General features: G+C 70.4%; 15 protein-coding genes. 10 read left to right on the forward strand and 5 right to left on the reverse strand.

Annotation, left to right across the window (positions count from 1 at the left end; genetic code table 11):
• Positions 1-125: 125 nt before the first annotated feature.
• Positions 126-1,085 (reverse strand): methylmalonyl Co-A mutase-associated GTPase MeaB, encoded by a 960-nt coding sequence (meaB, locus tag OG395_RS20790; RefSeq protein ID WP_266981398.1) that lies wholly within the window; start codon positions 1,083-1,085, stop codon positions 126-128.
• Between the two features lie 41 nt (positions 1,086-1,126).
• Entirely contained in the window at positions 1,127-2,329 is a 1,203-nt protein-coding gene (locus tag OG395_RS20795; RefSeq protein ID WP_266981400.1) for an acetyl-CoA C-acetyltransferase, read from the reverse strand.
• 135 nt (positions 2,330-2,464) lie between these two features.
• Between OG395_RS20795 and mce the strand changes: the two genes are divergently transcribed.
• The 5 genes from mce (at position 2,465) to OG395_RS20820 (ending at position 9,895) form a co-directional block, all read left to right on the forward strand.
• A complete protein-coding gene (gene mce, locus OG395_RS20800; RefSeq protein WP_327244306.1) occupies positions 2,465-2,893 on the forward strand; it encodes a methylmalonyl-CoA epimerase in 429 nt (142 codons plus the stop codon).
• 165 nt (positions 2,894-3,058) lie between these two features.
• Positions 3,059-6,886, forward strand: coding sequence for a polarized growth protein Scy (gene scy, locus OG395_RS20805; RefSeq protein ID WP_327244307.1), 3,828 nt, complete (start codon positions 3,059-3,061; stop codon positions 6,884-6,886).
• 185 nt (positions 6,887-7,071) lie between these two features.
• Positions 7,072-8,010: a cellulose-binding protein gene (locus OG395_RS20810; RefSeq protein WP_327244308.1), complete on the forward strand. Its 939-nt coding sequence runs from the start codon at positions 7,072-7,074 to the stop codon at positions 8,008-8,010.
• Positions 8,011-8,096: 86 nt separating this feature from the next.
• Positions 8,097-9,110 (forward strand): ABC transporter ATP-binding protein, encoded by a 1,014-nt coding sequence (locus tag OG395_RS20815; protein ID WP_327244309.1) that lies wholly within the window; start codon positions 8,097-8,099, stop codon positions 9,108-9,110.
• A 5-nt stretch (positions 9,111-9,115) separates the two neighbouring features.
• Positions 9,116-9,895 carry an ABC transporter permease subunit gene (locus OG395_RS20820; RefSeq protein WP_266981409.1) on the forward strand — a complete coding sequence of 260 codons (780 nt, stop codon included), beginning with the start codon at positions 9,116-9,118 and terminating at the stop codon, positions 9,893-9,895.
• Here the strand turns inward: OG395_RS20820 and OG395_RS20825 are convergent.
• Entirely contained in the window at positions 9,876-10,328 is a 453-nt protein-coding gene (locus OG395_RS20825) for a hypothetical protein (RefSeq protein WP_327244310.1), read from the reverse strand. The two genes, OG395_RS20820 and OG395_RS20825, sit on opposite strands and share 20 nt — an antisense overlap.
• 119 nt (positions 10,329-10,447) lie before the next feature.
• Here OG395_RS20825 and OG395_RS20830 point away from each other — a divergent pair, with 119 nt between their 5' ends.
• The 3 genes from OG395_RS20830 to OG395_RS20840 are packed head-to-tail and all read left to right on the forward strand — an operon-like array spanning position 10,448 to position 13,100.
• On the forward strand, positions 10,448-11,068 hold the full coding sequence (locus OG395_RS20830) for a hypothetical protein (protein WP_327244311.1): 621 nt from the start codon (positions 10,448-10,450) through the stop codon (positions 11,066-11,068).
• A 17-nt stretch (positions 11,069-11,085) separates the two neighbouring features.
• Positions 11,086-12,228 carry an ABC transporter ATP-binding protein gene (locus OG395_RS20835; RefSeq protein WP_327244312.1) on the forward strand — a complete coding sequence of 381 codons (1,143 nt, stop codon included), beginning with the start codon at positions 11,086-11,088 and terminating at the stop codon, positions 12,226-12,228.
• Positions 12,225-13,100, forward strand: coding sequence for an ABC transporter permease subunit (locus OG395_RS20840; protein ID WP_327244313.1), 876 nt, complete (start codon positions 12,225-12,227; stop codon positions 13,098-13,100). The genes OG395_RS20835 and OG395_RS20840 overlap by 4 nt, the downstream gene beginning before the upstream one ends.
• A gap of 21 nt (positions 13,101-13,121) precedes the next feature.
• On the opposite strand, the gene OG395_RS20845 is transcribed toward OG395_RS20840, so the two are convergent.
• The gene (locus OG395_RS20845; protein ID WP_327244314.1) at positions 13,122-13,451 is read right to left on the reverse strand and encodes an ATP/GTP-binding protein; all 330 of its coding nucleotides are present in this window, start codon (positions 13,449-13,451) and stop codon (positions 13,122-13,124) included.
• Positions 13,452-13,649: 198 nt separating this feature from the next.
• Between OG395_RS20845 and OG395_RS20850 the strand changes: the two genes are divergently transcribed.
• Positions 13,650-14,702 (forward strand): LLM class flavin-dependent oxidoreductase, encoded by a 1,053-nt coding sequence (locus OG395_RS20850; RefSeq protein WP_327244315.1) that lies wholly within the window; start codon positions 13,650-13,652, stop codon positions 14,700-14,702.
• A 77-nt stretch (positions 14,703-14,779) separates the two neighbouring features.
• Here the strand turns inward: OG395_RS20850 and OG395_RS20855 are convergent, their stop codons facing one another.
• Complete coding sequence (locus tag OG395_RS20855; protein ID WP_030971516.1) at positions 14,780-15,172, reverse strand: SCO5389 family protein; 393 nt, start codon at positions 15,170-15,172, stop codon at positions 14,780-14,782.
• 271 nt (positions 15,173-15,443) lie between these two features.
• On the opposite strand from OG395_RS20855, the gene nucS reads away from it, so the two are divergent.
• Entirely contained in the window at positions 15,444-16,115 is a 672-nt protein-coding gene (gene nucS / locus OG395_RS20860) for an endonuclease NucS (protein WP_030971518.1), read from the forward strand.
• The last annotated feature ends 28 nt before the right edge of the window (positions 16,116-16,143 follow it).

Genomic DNA, 16,143 nt, shown 5'->3' on the forward strand with positions numbered 1-16,143 from the left:
CGGCATCCTTCCATGCACTCGACACATTCCGCGCAGGCGTGGTTCTCCACGAACGGCGAGGCCGGGGGCGGCCCGCACGCCGCCCCCGGCCTCGTCGTTCAGCACTTCCCGCCGGAACCCTCCCGTCAGGACTCGCCCGTGATCCCCGCCACCAGTTCGTCCGCCGCCGCGTACGGGTCCAGGCGGCCCGCCACGATGCGTTCGGCCAGGGCGCCGAGGCGGCGGTCGCCGTGCAGGTCGCCGATGCGTTCGCGGAGTCGGGTGACCGCGATCGTCTCGACCTCGCCGGCCGCGCGCGCCGTGCGGCGCTCGGCCAGGACGCCGTGCTCCTCCATCCACGCCCGGTGCTTCTCCAGGGCCTCGACGACCTCGTCGATGCCCTCGCCCCGGGCTGCGACCGTCTTCACGATCGGCGGCCGCCAGTCGCCGGGGCCGCGGGACTCCCCGAGACCCAGCATGTGGTTGAGCTCGCGCGCGGTGGCGTCCGCGCCGTCCCGGTCGGCCTTGTTGACGACGTACACATCGCCGATCTCCAGGATTCCGGCCTTCGCCGCCTGGATACCGTCGCCCATGCCGGGCGCGAGGAGCACCACCGAGGTGTCGGCCTGGGAGGCGATCTCCACCTCCGACTGGCCGACGCCGACCGTCTCCACCAGGATCACGTCGCAGCCCGCCGCGTCCAGCACCCGGATCGCCTGCGGCGCCGACCATGCGAGGCCGCCCAGATGCCCGCGGGTGGCCATGGAGCGGATGTAGACGCCGGGGTCGGAGGCGTGCTCCGACATCCGGACCCGGTCGCCGAGGAGCGCGCCGCCGGAGAACGGCGACGACGGGTCGACGGCGAGGACGCCGACCCGCTTGCCGGCCCGCCGGTACGCCGAGACGAGCGCCGACGTCGAGGTCGACTTGCCGACACCCGGTGAACCGGTGAGGCCGACGACGTACGCGTTCCCGGCCAGTGGCGCGAGGGCCGCCATCACCTCGCGCAGTTGCGGTGACGCCCCCTCCACCAGGGAGATCAGCCGGGCCACGGCCCGCGGCCGGCCTTCACGGGCCTGCTCGACCAGGGTGGGGACGTCCACCATCACCGCTCCGTTCGGTTCACTCTGTGCGTACGTTACGAGGACTACTTGCCCGGGACGCGGATGATCAGCGCGTCGCCCTGACCGCCGCCACCGCACAGCGCCGCCGCACCCGTGCCGCCGCCGCGCCGCTTCAGCTCCAGCGCCAGGTGCAGCACCACGCGGGCGCCGGACATCCCGATCGGGTGGCCGAGCGCGATGGCGCCGCCGTTGACGTTCACCTTTTCCGGGGAGACGCCGAGGTCCTTCATCGACTGGACGGCGACGGCCGCGAACGCCTCGTTGATCTCGATGAGGTCGAGGTCCTCGACGCTCAGGCCGTCCTTCTTCAGCGCGTGCTTGATCGCGTTGGACGGCTGCGACTGGAGCGAGTTGTCCGGGCCCGCCACGTTGCCGTGGGCGCCGATCTCGGCGATCCAGTCCAGGCCCAGCTCCTCGGCCTTGGCCTTGCTCATCACGACGACAGCGGCGGCGCCGTCGGAGATCTGCGAGGAGGTGCCCGCGGTGATCGTGCCGTCCTTGGCGAAGGCGGGCCGGAGCTTGCCGAGGGACTCGACGGTCGTCTCGGCGCGGATGCCCTCGTCCTTGGAGAAGAGGATCGGGTCGCCCTTGCGCTGCGGGATCTCGACCGGGGTGATCTCGGCCTCGAAGAGACCGTTCTTCTGGGCGGCGGCGGCGCGCTGGTGGGACAGGGCGCCGATCTCGTCCTGGTCGGCGCGGCTCAGGCCGAGGCGGGTGTTGTGCTTCTCGGTGGACTCGCCCATCGGGATGTTCTCGTAGGCGTCGGTCAGACCGTCGTACGCCATCGAGTCGAGCATCTCGATCGCACCGTACTTGTAGCCCTCGCGGGACTTCGGGAGCAGGTGCGGGGCGTTGGTCATGGACTCCTGGCCGCCGGCGACGACGACGTCGAACTCACCCGCACGGATCAACTGGTCGGCCAGGGCGATCGCGTCGAGACCGGAGAGGCAGACCTTGTTGACGGTGAGCGCGGGAACGTTCATCGGGATACCGGCCTTGACCGCGGCCTGGCGTGCCGGGATCTGCCCCGCCCCGGCCTGGAGCACCTGGCCCATGATCACGTAGTCGACCTGGTCGCCGCCGATGCCCGCCCGGTCCAGGGCGGCCTTGATGGCGAAGCCGCCGAGGTCGGCTCCGGAGAAGCTCTTCAGGGAGCCGAGAAGACGGCCCATGGGCGTACGGGCGCCCGCGACGATCACTGAGGTGGTACCGGTCGTTCCAGACATGAGGCACGGCCCCTTGGATTAGATGTGAACGAGGGTTTACTCGAATGTACTGAGCGGTACCCCGCCCGTCATCCTGCAGCGGGTGTGATCGCGCGCACGTTGCGTAACCATCGGTGGAGCGCTCCACTGTTGTCCATGTTGACGCGAATCGACCACATCGGAATCGCCTGTTTCGACCTCGACAGAACTGTCGAGTTCTACCGCTCGACCTACGGCTTCGAAGTCTTCCACTCCGAGGTCAACGAGGAGCAGGGCGTGCGCGAGGCCATGCTCAAGATCAACGAGACCTCGGACGGCGGAGCCTCCTACCTCCAGCTCCTGGAACCCACGCGCGAGGACTCGGCCGTCGGTAAATGGCTGGCCAAGAACGGCGAAGGGGTCCACCACATCGCCTTCGGCACCGCAGACGTCGACGAGGACGCCGCGAACATCCGTTCCAAGGGGGTCAGGGTGCTCTACGACGAGCCCAGGACCGGGTCGATGGGGTCACGGATCACCTTCCTGCACCCCAAGGACTGCCATGGCGTTCTCACCGAACTGGTCACGTCCCGAGCGGAGCACTGACCTCCGGATACCCGGCCCGGTAGAGTGGGCGGTTCCGGGCCGGGGCCGGGTCGGGGCCGCGCCGCGTCCCCAGCCGTTGATCTGTCACCATTCCCCGGGGGACCGTTCGCCGGCGAGCGGTACTCGTTTGGAGAGTTGCGACCAGGGGACGGATGGGACCGCGCAGTGCGGGGCTACGAACGCCAGGAGAGCCACCGAGCTGAAGACGACCATCTCTCGCGGTTCGAAGCCGAGATGGACCGGCTGAAGACCGACCGGGAGAAGGCCGTCCAGCACGCCGAGGACCTCGGTTACCAGGTCGAGGTCTTGCGCGCCAAGCTGCACGAGGCTCGGCGCAATCTCGCGACCCGTCCCGCCTACGACAGCGCGGACATCGGCTACCAGGCCGAACAACTGCTCCGTAATGCCCAGATCCAGGCCGACCAGCTGCGCACCGACGCCGAACGCGAGCTCCGTGACGCCCGGGCGCAGACGCAGCGGATCCTGCAGGAGCACGCCGAGCACCAGGCGCGGCTGCAGGCCGAGCTTCACAACGAGGCCGTGCAGCGACGCCAGCGCCTCGACCAGGAGCTGGCGGAGCGCCGCCAGACCGTCGAGTCGCATGTCAACGAGAACGTCGCCTGGGCCGAGCAGCTCCGGGCCAGGACCGAGTCCCAGGCCCGCAGGCTGCTCGACGAGTCCCGGGCCGAGGCCGAGCAGTCCCTGGCGGGCGCCCGCGCCGAGGCCGCCCGGCTCGCCGACGAGACCCGGCAGCGGCTCGGCTCCGAGGCGGAGTCCGCCCGTTCCGAGGCCGAAGCGATCCTGCTGCGCGCCCGCAAGGACGCCGAGCGCCTGCTGGGCGCCGCCTCCAGCCAGGCGCAGGAGGCCACCAGCCACGCCGAACAGCTGCGCACGTCCACGACCGCGGAGACCGAACAGACCCGGCAGCAGACGGCCGAACTGAACCGGGCCGCCGAGCAGCGCATGCAAGAGGCCGAGACGCAACTGCGCGAGGCCCGCCTGGAGGCGGAAAAGGTCCTCTCCGAGGCGAAGGAGGCCGCGGTCAAGCGGCTGGCCGGCGCCGAGTCGCAGAACGAGCAGCGCACCCGTACGGCCAAGTCGGAGATCGCCCGGCTGGTCGGCGAGGCCACGAAGGACGCCGAGGCGCTGAAGGCGGAAGCCGAGCAGGCACTCGCCGACGCCCGCGCCGAGGCGGACCGGATCAAGTCCGAGGCGACCGAGAAGGCCCGCACGGCGGCCGCCGAGGACACCGCGGCCCAGCTCGCCAAGGCGGCCAGGACCGCCGAGGAGGTGCTGACCAAGGCGTCCGACGACGCACGGGCGACCACGAAGGCGGCGAGCGAGGAGGCCGACCGGATCCGCCGCGAGGCCGAAGCCGAGGCGGACCGGCTGCGCGGCGAGGCCGCCGAACAGGCCGACCAGCTCAAGGGCGCGGCCAAGGACGACACCGAGGAGTACCGGGCCAGGACCGTCGAACTGCAGGAGGAGGCCCGCAGGCTGCGCGGCGAGGCCGAGCAGCTGCGCTCCGAGGCGGTCGCCGAGGGCGAGCGGATCAGGGGCGAGGCCCGCCGCGAGGCCGTCCAGCAGATCGAGGAAGGCGCGAAGACCGCCGAGGAGCTGCTGTCCAAGGCGAAGGCGGACGCCGAGGAACTGCGGACCGCCGCGGGCACCGAGAGCGACCGGGTCCGTACCGAGGCCGCCGAGCGCGCCACGGCCCTGCGCAGCCAGGCCGAGGAGGCGCTGGAGCGGGCCCGTGCCGAGGCCGACCGCCTGCGTACGGAGTCCGAGGAGCAGGCTGAGTCCACCACGGCCACGGCCGAGCAGGCGGCGGCCGCGCTCCGGGAGGAGACCGAGCGTGCGGTCGCCGCCCGCCAGGCCGAGGCCGCCGACGAGCTGACCCGGCTGCGCACCGAGGCCACGGACCGGGTCACGGCCGCCGAGCAGACGCTGACTGACGCGCGCGGCGAGGCGGAGCGCATCCGCCGCGAGACCAACGAGGAGTCCGAGCGACTGCGCGCGGAGGCCGCCGAGCGGCTGCGCGCCCTGCAGACGCAGGCGGAGACCGAGGCCGAGCGGCTGCGCGACGAGGCCGCGGCGGATGCGTCGCAGTCTCGTGCCGAGGGCGAGTCCGTCGCCGTACGGCTGCGCAGCGAGGCGGCCGCCGAGGCGGAGCGGCTCAAGTCCGAGGCCCAGGACAGTGCCGACCGGGTACGGGCCGAGGCCGCGGCCGCCGCCGAACGCGTGGGCACCGAGGCCGCCGAGGCGCTGGCCGCCGCGCAGGAGGAGGCGAACCGGCGCCGCCGCGAGGCGGAGGAGACTCTCGACGCGGCGCGCACCGAGGCGAACCAGGAGCGCGAGCGCGCCCGCGAGCAGAGCGAGGAGCTTCTCGCCTCCGCCCGCAAGCGGGTCGAGGAGGCGCAGGCCGAGGCGCACCGCTTGGTCGAGGAGGCGGACGCGCGGGCGACCGAGATGGTCTCCGCGGCCGAGCAGACCGCCCAGCAGGTACGGGACTCGGTCTCCGGGCTCCAGGAGCAGGCCGAGGCGGAGATCGCCGGGCTGCGTTCCACCGCCGAGCACGTGGCGGAGCGGACGAAGGCCGAGGCGCAGGAGGAGGCGGACCGGGTCCGCGCCGATGCGTACGCGGAGCGGGAGCGGGCGAGCGAGGACGCGAGCCGGATCCGCCGGGAGGCGCAGGAGGAGTCCGAGGCCGCCAAGGCGATGGCCGAACGGACCGTCAGCGACGCGATCACCGAGTCGGATCGGCTGCGCTCGGACACCGCGGAGTACAGCCAGCGGATGCGCACCGAGGCTTCGGACGCGCTGGCCTCGGCCGAGCAGGATGCCTCCCGCAGCCGTGCGGAGGCCCGCGAGGACGCCAACCGGATGCGTTCGGACGCCGCGACGCACGCCGACCGGCTCGTCGGCGAGGCGACGGGCGAGAGCGAGCGGATCCGCACCGAGGCGACAGAGCAGGCGACGACCCTCGTCGGCGACGCCACGGCCCGGGCCGACCGGCTCCTCGGTGAGGCGACCGACGAGGCGGAGCGGCTGCGCGCGGAGGCGGCGGCCACTGTCGGCTCGGCTCAGGAGCACGCGGCACGCACCCGTGAGGAGTCGGAGCGGGTGCGCACCGACGCGGAGGCGGCGGCCGAGCAGCTGCGCGGCGAGGCCCGCGCGGAGGCGGACCGGTTGCTCGACGAGGCGCGCGAGGCGGCGGCGAAGCGCCGTGCGGACGCCGCCGAGCAGGCAGACCAGCTCATGAACAAGGCCCAGGAGGAGGCGCTGCGCGCCGCCACCGAGGCCGAGGAGCAGGCCGACACGATGGTCGGCGCGGCCCGCAAGGAGGCCGTGCGGATCACCTCCGAGGCGACCGTCGAGGGCAACACCCTGGTGGAGCGGGCGCGTACGGACGCGGACGAGCTGTTGGTCGGTGCGCGCCGGGACGCCACGGCCATTCGCGAGCGGGCGGAGGAGCTCCGGACGCGTCTGGAGAGCGAGATCGAGCAGCTGCACGACCGTGCCCGACGGGAGACCTCCGAGCAGATGAAGACGGCGGGCGAGCGCGTCGACAAGCTGATGAAGGCGGCGACCGAACAGCGCGAGGAGGCCGCGGCGAAGGCGAAGGAGCTGCTGGCGGACGCGAATTCGGAGGCGAGCAAGGTCCGGATCGCCGCGGTCAAGCGGGCCGAGTCGCTGCTGAAGGAGGCCGAGCAGAAGAAGGCCACCATGGTCCGCGAGGCCGAGAAGCTGCGGGCCGACGCCGAGCAGGAGGCGAAGCGGACGGTCGACGAGGGTCGGCGCGAGCTCGACGTCCTGGTGCGCCGGCGCGAGGACATCAACACGGAGATCTCCCGCGTCCAGGACGTACTGGAGGCGTTGGAGTCCTTCGAGGCACCGACGGGCGGCGGAAAGGGTGCGGGTGGCGGGTCCACCGGCGTCAAAGCCGGAGCCTCGGCAGGCACTCGATCGAGTGGCAAGTCGTCCGATGGGTAGTCGACCGACCGTGTCACGTGCTTCGACAAGAACGTTCAACCCTCCGAGTGGCAAGGGTTCCGGGGGTCAGCCACTCAAAAGGGGTGTCATTCTCCAGATCAAACGGGCATCCACTCGATGACACGCCGCCCAGGCCCCTAGGATTCCCTCTATCACCTCACCGGTCTTACTTCGACAGGAACCCCATGAGTGACCCTTCCTCCCCCTTCGGCTTCGAGCTCGTGCGGCGTGGTTACGACCGCGGTCAGGTGGATGACCGCATTACCAAGCTGGTCGCCGACCGTGATAGTGCTCTGACCCGCATCACGTCTCTGGAAAAGCGCATCGAGGAGCTTCACCTCGAAACGCAGAACGCCCAGGCCCAGGTGAACGACGCAGAGCCGTCGTACGCGGGGCTCGGTGCGCGTGTGGAGAAGATTCTCCGCCTCGCCGAGGAGGAGGCGAAGGACCTGCGCGAGGAGGCCCGTCGCGCCGCCGAGCAGCACCGCGAGCTCGCCGAGTCGGCCGCCCAGCAGGTGCGCAACGACGCCGAGTCGTTCGCCGCCGAGCGCAAGGCGAAGGCCGAGGACGAGGGCGTCCGCATCGTCGAGAAGTCCAAGAGTGAGGCCAACGCGCTCCGTACCGAGGCCCAGAAGGACGCGGCGCAGAAGCGCGAGGAGGCCGACGCCCTCTTCGAGGAGACCCGCGCCAAGGCCGCCCAGGCCGCCGCGGACTTCGAGACCAACCTGGCCAAGCGCCGCGACCAGTCGGAGCGCGACCTCGCGTCCCGTCAGGCCAAGGCCGAGAAGCGCCTCGCCGAGATCGAGCACCGCGCCGAGCAACTCCGCCTGGAGGCCGAGAAGCTCCGTACGGACGCCGAGCGCCGGGCGCGTCAGACCGTGGAGACCGCTCAGCGCCAGTCCGAGGACATCGTGGCCGACGCGAACGCCAAGGCCGACCGGATCCGCAGCGAATCGGAGCGCGAGCTGGCGGCGCTCACCAACCGCCGCGACTCCATCAACGCGCAGCTGACCAACGTCCGCGAGATGCTGGCGACGCTGACCGGTGCCGCGGTGGCCGCCGCGGGTTCGCCGGTGGACGACGAGCCCGTCACCCGTGGTGTCCCGGCTCAGCAGACCCGCTGACGCCTCGGTACCTCAGCTGTACCCTTTGCGCGCCCGGTTCCGCCCTTGTGGTGGCGCCGGGCGCGTGGCCGTTCTAGCGTGAGCGCATGATCGAGCTTGATGGCCTCACCAAGCGCTTCGGTAACAAGGTTGCCGTCGACCACCTCTCATTCCAGGTCAGGCCTGGAATGGTGACGGGTTTTCTGGGCCCGAACGGGGCGGGCAAGTCCACCACGATGCGGATGATGCTCGATCTCGACAACCCGACCAGCGGATCGGTGCGGATCGACGGCAAGCACTACCGTGAGCTGTCGGAGCCCCTGAAACACATCGGTGCGCTGCTCGACGCCAAGTCGATGCACGGAGGACGCAGCGCGTACAACAATCTGCTCTGTCTCGCGCAGAGCAATCGCATCCCGGAGAACCGCGTCCCGGAAGTCCTCGACACCGTCGGCCTGACCGCGGTGGCGAAGAAGAAGTCCAAGTCGTTCTCCCTCGGAATGGGCCAGCGGCTCGGAATCGCGGCCGCGCTGCTCGGTGATCCCGAGATCCTGATGTTCGACGAACCCGTCAATGGTCTGGACCCCGAGGGAATTCACTGGATCCGCAATCTGATGAAGACGCTCGCTGCGGAAGGCCGGACGATCTTCGTCTCCTCGCATCTGATGAGCGAAATGGCGCTCACCGCGGAACACTTGATCGTCATCGGCCAGGGCCGCCTGCTCGCCGATACCTCGATGGCCGATTTCATCCACCAGAACTCCCGCGGTTATGTACGGATGCGCTCCCCGCAGCAGGAACGGCTGCGCGATGTGCTGCACGAGGCGGGCATCGTCGCGGTCGAATCGGGGAGCGGGGTGCTGGAGATCGACGGCTCCACCAGCGAACAGCTCGGCGAGCTGGCCGCGCAGCACCAGATCGTGCTGCATGAGCTGAGCTCCCAGCGGGCCTCGCTGGAGGAGGCGTTCATGCAGATGACGGCGGACTCCGTGGAGTACCACGCCCATGCGGACCACGCCGGGTGGCCGCCACCGCCCGCGGGCCCCCAGTGGGGCGAGCAGTGGAACCAGCAGCACGACAGCTTCACGTCCGGCACCTCCGGCCCCGGAAAGGGGGCGTGACGACGATGGCATCGGTACCCGCGGTCCTGACCTCCGAGTGGACCAAGATCCGTACGGTCTCCTCCACCACCTGGACCCTGATCTCCGCGTTCGCCGTCACCGCGGCGATGAGCGCGGCGCTCTGCGCACTGATGAACTCCCAGTTCGACGAACTCCCCGCGGCGGAGCAGGCCACCTTCGACCCGGCCCTCCTCAGTTTCTCCGGGATGGTCCTGGGCCAGCTCGCGATGGTGGTCTTCGGTGTCCTGGTGGTCAGCACGGAGTACAGCTCCGGCATGATCCGTACCTCGCTGGCGGCCGTGCCGCAGCGCGGTTCGTTCCTCTTCAGCAAGATCCTGGTCGCCGGCGTGCTGTCGCTGGTGGTCGGGCTGGCCACCAGCTTCGCCACGTTCTTCCTCGGCCAGGCACTCCTCGGCGACCATCGCACGGACATCGGTGCGGAGAATGTCCTGCGCGCGGTCTTCGGCGGCGGCATCTACATGGGGCTGATCGCGATCTTCTCCATGGGTGTGGCGACGATGCTGCGCAGCTCGATGCTGTCGCTCGGCATCCTGATGCCGTTCTTCTTCCTCGTCTCGCAGATCCTGTCGGCGGTCCCGGGCGCCAAGAACGTGGCCCGCTACTTTCCCGACCAGGCGGGCTCCAAGATCATGCAGGTGGTTCCGGCCGCCATGAACAGCGAGCCGGCGCCGTACGGGCCGTGGGGCGGACTCGGCATTCTGGCCGCGTGGGTGGTGGCCGCGCTGATCGGTGGGTACCTCGTGCTCAAGAAGCGGGACGCGTAGCCGACAGGTCCGACTCGGACTCGGTCGGTATCGAGTCGAAGTCCTCCCAGCCCTCCCACTGCCAGACGTCCCGCTCAGGGTCCGCCTTGAGCGGGACGAACCGGCCGAGCTCGAAGTCGCCCCGGGCCGCGTCCAGGTCGAACCACCGCTCGTCAGCCACCTCACTGCCGAGTCCCACCGCCCGCGTCGTCAGCCTCACCATGAGTTCGGCGTCCTCCGACGCGGACAGATCCTTGCCCTGAATACTGGAGAGAGGCAGCTGCCCCACGGTGGCGTCCACCGGGATCCATACGGTGAAGGGCGCCCCTCGCTCCACGGCGAGCCACGAAGGCTCGTCGGCCCGCTGCCCCTTCTCGTCCAGGACCTTGAGCCACTTCTTGCAGATGACACGGCTGCCGTCGAAGGGCGACGTCTCCAGGCAGCGCGGATGCACCCGGGCTCTGAGATCGACGACCGCTGACCGGCAGTCGGCATCCGGTCATCGCGGTCGGCTCCAACGCGTCCCCCGGCCAGGTCGGCCACAAGCTCACCCGGCTCGGCATCCCCGTCACCGTGCCGATGGTGCCGGTACGGGTGGAGGGCATCGGCGTCGGCTGCTCCGGGCACATCAGTCCGGCCGGCTATGTCGCGAGCACGCCGTACGTGGACCGGGGCGCGAGCGCGGTCCTCGTCGTCGCCTGGCTGGACGCCGAGCAGCTGGCAGCCGTCGATGCCACCGCGTTCCCCGACCACCGGCGGGCGATACTGCCCGGCGACGAATTCCCGATGACCATGCCGTCCGGGGAACGGCTCGGCGGCGCGTACATCTACTTCAGCTCGCACGGTGTACCGGCCGGTCCGGACGGCACGCCGCGTCCCGGCGCCGGCGACCAGTCCGAGCTCCTCGCCGCCCTGCTCGCCGCTTCGCCCCGTCTGGGTGAACTGCTCGGCCCCGACCCGTCGTCCTGGGTCAAGAAGGCGGACATCGATCCCGCCCTGCGCGAGGAAGGCACCCGCAGACCGACTTCCTGCCGTACCTCGACGCTTCCGTCGACCTGCGGCTTTACGACGACCTGCCGCCTCTCGGCGACTCGCTCCGCTGAACGGCTTGGCCGGAACCGTCAAGGCCTGGATATCCTCCTAACTCTTACGGGGGGCGTGCGGCCTGACGGCCTGGGCCCCGACGACAGATAAGTCGATGGGGCTGGAGCATGATCGAGGCAGTCGGCCTGACCAAGCGCTACGGCGCGAAGACGGCCGTGTACAACCTTTCCTTCCAGGTGCGGCCCGGCGCCGTCACCGGATTCCTCGGTCCCAACGGGTCGGGCAAGTCCACCACGATGCGCATGATGCTCGGCCTGGACCGGCCGACGTCCGGCCATGTGACGATCGGCGGACATCCCTTCCGCAGCCTGCCGAACGCACCGCGCCAGGTGGGTGCGCTGCTGGACGCCAAGGCGGTGCACGGAGGCCGCAGCGCCCGTAACCACCTGCTCTCGCTGGCGCAGCTCGCGGGTATCCCGGCCGCCCGGGTCGACGAGGTGCTCGGTGTCGTGGGCCTGCAGGACGTCGCCAGGAAGCGGTCCAAGGGATTCTCCCTCGGCATGGGGCAGCGGCTCGGAATCGCGGCCGCGCTGCTGGGCGACCCGCAGGTGCTGCTCTTCGACGAGCCGGTCAACGGCCTCGACCCGGAGGGCATCCTCTGGGTCCGCAATCTGATGCGTTTGCTGGCGTCCGAGGGCCGTACGGTCTTCGTTTCCAGCCATCTGATGAGCGAGATGGCGCTCACCGCCGATCATCTGATCGTGATCGGGCGCGGTCAACTGCTCGCCGATATGAGCGTCAAGGACTTCATCTCCGCCAACTCGGCCGATTTCGCACGGGTACGGGTCCCGGATGCGCAGCCCGAGCAGCGGGAGAAGCTGACCGCCGCGCTCACGGAGGCGGGCGGCCAGGTCATGTCGGAGCCTGGCGGGGCCCTGCGGGTCACCGGGCTGCAGCTGCCGCGGATCAGTGACCTGGCGCACGGGGCGGATGTGCGGCTGTGGGAGCTCTCACCGCACCAGGCCTCGCTGGAGGAGGCGTACATGCGGATGACGCAGGGCGCCGTGGACTACCGCTCCACGGTGGACCAGAAGGCCGGGCTGCAGCAGCCCGTGCCGGGCGGCGGATACGCACCCCCGCTGCCGACCGTCCCCGAGGTGCCGCAGCAGGGCTGGTACGCCCCGCCGCCGCCCGGACAGAATCCGTACGCGGCACCCCCCGTGGCCGCCCCGGCCGTGCCCGCGCCCGCCGCGCCCGCAGCCGGCCCCGCAGACCTGACCAAGCGCGACACCAGCGAGGACGCCCGATGACAACGCCGCCGACCCCGCAGGCGCCGTACCAGCAGCAGGCGCACCAGTACCCGCAGCAGAACTGGGCGCCGGCGCCCACCGATCTGTACACCTCGCCCATCCCGCAGCGCCGCGCCACCCTCGCCGACGCGCTCGCCTCCGAGTGGACCAAGATCCGCTCCGTGCGCTCCACGATGTGGACGCTCGGCATCATGATCGTGCTGCTGCTCGGCATCGGACTGCTGTCGGCCGTCGCCGTCAACGCGTCCGACGCCGAGATCGGCTCCACCAAGGTGCTCAGTTTCGGCTTCTTCGGTGTGCTTCTCGGTTCGATCTGTGTGATCACACTCGGCGTGATGACCATCGCCACCGAGTACGGCACCGGCATGATCCGTACGACGCTGACGGCCTGCCCCAGCCGCGCCCGGGTGCTGGGCGCGAAGGCGATCGTCTTCTTCCTGCTCACCTTCACCATCACGACCGTGATGACCACGCTCGTCGCCGCGCTGCAGACGGCCATCCTGGGCGGCGGTACCGCGAGCGGTGACGACTGGCTGCGCGCCACGGTCGGCGTCGGTCTCTACATCGCGACCCTGGGACTGCTGTCGCTCGCGGTCGGCGCCCTCATCCGGCACTCCGCCGGGGCGATCACGATCATGATCGCGGTGGTACTACTGCCGCTGGTGCTGGCCATGTTCATGTTTTCGCAGTCGCTCGCCGATGTGCAGCAGGCCCTCTTCGAGTACTCGATCCCCAGCCAGCTCGGCGGGCTTTACGACGCCTCGGTCTCCGCGTCGGGGCCGTCCGGCTGGGAGCCGCTGTGGATCATGATCGGCGTCACGGCCGTAACCATGATCGGTGCCTTCGCGTCACTGGAGAGCCGCGACGTCTGACCGGTTCCCGTCCTGCGGAGCTCAATAGCGTGGCGCGTTCCTGGACCGCTGCACCCTCGTGGTGCGGCGGTCCTTCGCGTTCCAGCACGCCTTGTGCCAGTGCCTGCGGTCGTCGATCCCGCCGTACTCGGACCAGGCGACGAGGTGCGGTACGCCGGACGGGATCTCCTGGTCGCAGCCGGGGCAGCGATACCGCTTTCCCGCCGCGCTCGCACCGCTGACCGGGCGCACCGACCACTGCTCGCCCTGCCATTCCTCGGCGCGCCCGCCCCCGCCGTAGCGCTCCCCCGACACGCTCGAGCTGTCGGGAGGACTCTCGCCGCCTCGGGGACGGTTACGGCGCGGGGACACGTGACACCTCACGGGGCAGGCTGGGCAGTTCCTGTCAAGCGTAGGGCCATTCGGGCGGGGCAGGCGTCCGGTACCGCCCCGGACAGGACGGGTTACCGGAAAATCGCAACAACTTCGCCGTGGACCGTGCCTTTGGCACGTGTCAGGCGTTGTTGCCAGTAGGGGAGAGCCGCGTCGGCCACAAGGAGGCAATTGGCGATGCGCGTGGGAACGTTCGTACTGGCAGCCCAGTTTCCGGGGCAGGGGCCGGGGGAAGCGCTGCATCGCGCGATCCGGTCCACCGAGGTCGCGGAGAAGTCCGGGCTCGATTCGGTCTGGCTGGCAGAACATCATTTCGTGCCGTACGGGGTCTGCCCGTCCGCCGTCACTCTGGCCGCGCTGCTGCTCGGCCGCACCCGCAGGATCCGGGTCGGTACGGCGGTCAGCGTGCTGCCGAACCAACATCCGGTGGCGCTCGGTGAACAGGCCGCGCTGCTCCATCTCACCAGCGGGGGCAGGTTCTCCCTCGGCGTGGGACGGGGCGGCCCCTGGGTGGACCTGGAGGTGTTCGGAGGGGGCCTGGAGGCGTACGAGAAGGGCTTCCCGGAGTCGTTGGGCCTGCTGCTCGACTGGCTGCGCGAACCACGCGTGGCGGGCAACGGGGAGCGATTCGGCTTCCGTGAGGTCGCGGTGGTCCCCCGGGCCGACGAGCTGCTCGACGAGAACGACGGGAACGGCACGCAAGGGCCGGCCGGCCCCGAGGTGATCGTCGCGTGCACGTCGCCGAAGAGCGTGAAACTCGCCGCCGAGAACGGCCTGCCGATGCTCCTCGGAATGCACTGCGGCGACGAGGAGAAGGCCGAAATGGTCGCCCTGTGGCGCTCCACCGCGCTCGCCGCGGGCCGGTCGCCCGAGAGTGTCCGGGAAGCGGGCCATGTCTCCGCGGGCGTCGCCCAGATCGCGGACCGGTCCGAGGATGCCGTGGAGACACTCGTGAAGGCGATGCCGGGGTGGCTGCGACAGGGACTGGACGCCCATGTGACGGTCGACGGCAGGCACCGCGTGATGCGCGACCCGGTCGCCTATACGGAGTTGCTGTGCGGCCTTCATCCGGTGGGCCCGCCCGGGCTCGCCGCCGACCGGCTCGCCGCAACCGCCGAGCGGACAGGCATCACCAGGTTCGCGCTCCTGGTGGAGGGTTCGGGAGATCTGGCGGCCACGGAGGAGAACGTAGCGCGGCTGGGCACCGAGGTACTGCCACTACTGACATGAACACCCGTAGGAGTACGGGGAGCTGCCGCCCCGGAGCCAGTTGCACCTCCCGCGGCCCGGAGCGGCAGCAGAAGCGTTCAGCAGTCCCGTAGTTCGGGCGACTGGTTGAGCAACTGTCCCCTCACCGAAGTGAATCGGGCCAGCCGCTCGTCGACCGAGGCGTCCAGCGGGAACACCGCGACGCGGTGGCAGTTCTGGAATGCCAGGCGCACCCCGAAGTGCCGCTGCAGCGCACCGCGTATCGCATCACTCGCGAGCGCACGCAGCAGCTGACCACGTGCCTGCTCGTCCGGCGGGGGCGTCTGGTTGTCGGCGAACTCGCCGCCGTCGACCTTCAGCTGGGCCACCAGAGAGCTGATCATCTCCCATGCGTAGGGCAGGGAGGTCCGGACGCAGTCGACGAAGTCGGCTTCGTCGACCTCGCCTCGCTCGGCCTGTTCCAACAGCGCCGGTGAGACGTCGAGCGACATGGGTTCTCCTCTCGCGACCCCGGCGGACGGCCGGGGCCTTACGGGCAGGGAAGGAGGACGGCGACGCAGCGTACACGCGCGGCGACCTCCTGCTTCCACGGTAAGGGCGCAGTCCGGGCCGCACCAGGAGATTGGGAACACAACCGGCCAATAACGAAGGCGCGCAAAGAGGGGCAAGCCCGAGGTCCTGAAGCGCTGTGGTGGGCGGTGGTGGTGGGGTGGCGAAGCGAGAATCGCGCCGGGCCCCCGTCGTCGAGTAGCGTTGCGGACCATGCGTCTCGTCATCGCCCGCTGCTCCGTGGACTACGCGGGCCGGCTCACGGCCCACCTGCCCTCCGCTCCCCGTCTCATCCTGGTGAAGGCGGACGGGAGCGTCTCCATCCATGCCGACGACAGGGCGTACAAACCCCTCAACTGGATGTCACCGCCCTGCACGCTGAAGGAGGGCGCCGACGACACCGAGGGCGTCTGGACCGTGGTGAACAAAGCGGGCGAAAAACTGATCATCACGATGGAGGAGATCCTCCACGATTCCTCGCACGAACTGGGCGTCGATCCGGGCCTCATCAAGGACGGCGTGGAAGCGCACCTGCAGGAACTCCTCGCTGACCGGATCGAGATCCTCGGCGAGGGCTACACCCTGATCCGCCGCGAATACCCCACCGCCATCGGCCCGGTCGACATCCTGTGCCGGGACGCGGACGGCAAGACCGTGGCCGTGGAGCTGAAGCGCCGCGGTGACATCGACGGCGTGGAGCAGCTGACCCGCTACCTGGAGCTGCTCAACCGCGATCCCCACCTCGCCCCGGTGAAGGGCATCTTTGCGGCGCAGGAGATCAAGCCGCAGGCCCGGGTGCTGGCGACGGACCGCGGAATCGGCTGCGTGGTGCTCGACTACGACGCCATGCGCGGCATCGAGGACGACAAGCTCCGCCTGTTCTGACCACGGCCACCGCACCGTGGAAGGCCCC

The sequence above is a fragment of the Streptomyces sp. NBC_01320 genome (assembly GCF_035974375.1).
Lineage (GTDB): Bacteria > Actinomycetota > Actinomycetes > Streptomycetales > Streptomycetaceae > Streptomyces > Streptomyces yanii.

What these genes read in the sequence shown, in the direction of transcription:
- OG395_RS20795 (WP_266981400.1), bottom strand. Translation starts at nt 2,329, where the DNA reads ATGTCTGGAACGACCGGTACCACCTCAGTGATCGTCGCGGGCGCCCGT.
- OG395_RS20855 (WP_030971516.1), bottom strand. Translation starts at nt 15,172, where the DNA reads ATGTCGCTCGACGTCTCACCGGCGCTGTTGGAACAGGCCGAGCGAGGC.
- OG395_RS20815 (WP_327244309.1), top strand. Translation starts at nt 8,097, where the DNA reads ATGATCGAGCTTGATGGCCTCACCAAGCGCTTCGGTAACAAGGTTGCC.
- meaB (WP_266981398.1), bottom strand. Translation starts at nt 1,085, where the DNA reads ATGGTGGACGTCCCCACCCTGGTCGAGCAGGCCCGTGAAGGCCGGCCG.
- OG395_RS20850 (WP_327244315.1), top strand. Translation starts at nt 13,650, where the DNA reads ATGCGCGTGGGAACGTTCGTACTGGCAGCCCAGTTTCCGGGGCAGGGG.
- OG395_RS20820 (WP_266981409.1), top strand. Translation starts at nt 9,116, where the DNA reads ATGGCATCGGTACCCGCGGTCCTGACCTCCGAGTGGACCAAGATCCGT.
- OG395_RS20810 (WP_327244308.1), top strand. Translation starts at nt 7,072, where the DNA reads ATGAGTGACCCTTCCTCCCCCTTCGGCTTCGAGCTCGTGCGGCGTGGT.
- nucS (WP_030971518.1), top strand. Translation starts at nt 15,444, where the DNA reads ATGCGTCTCGTCATCGCCCGCTGCTCCGTGGACTACGCGGGCCGGCTC.
- OG395_RS20835 (WP_327244312.1), top strand. Translation starts at nt 11,086, where the DNA reads ATGATCGAGGCAGTCGGCCTGACCAAGCGCTACGGCGCGAAGACGGCC.
- mce (WP_327244306.1), top strand. Translation starts at nt 2,465, where the DNA reads ATGTTGACGCGAATCGACCACATCGGAATCGCCTGTTTCGACCTCGAC.
- OG395_RS20840 (WP_327244313.1), top strand. Translation starts at nt 12,225, where the DNA reads ATGACAACGCCGCCGACCCCGCAGGCGCCGTACCAGCAGCAGGCGCAC.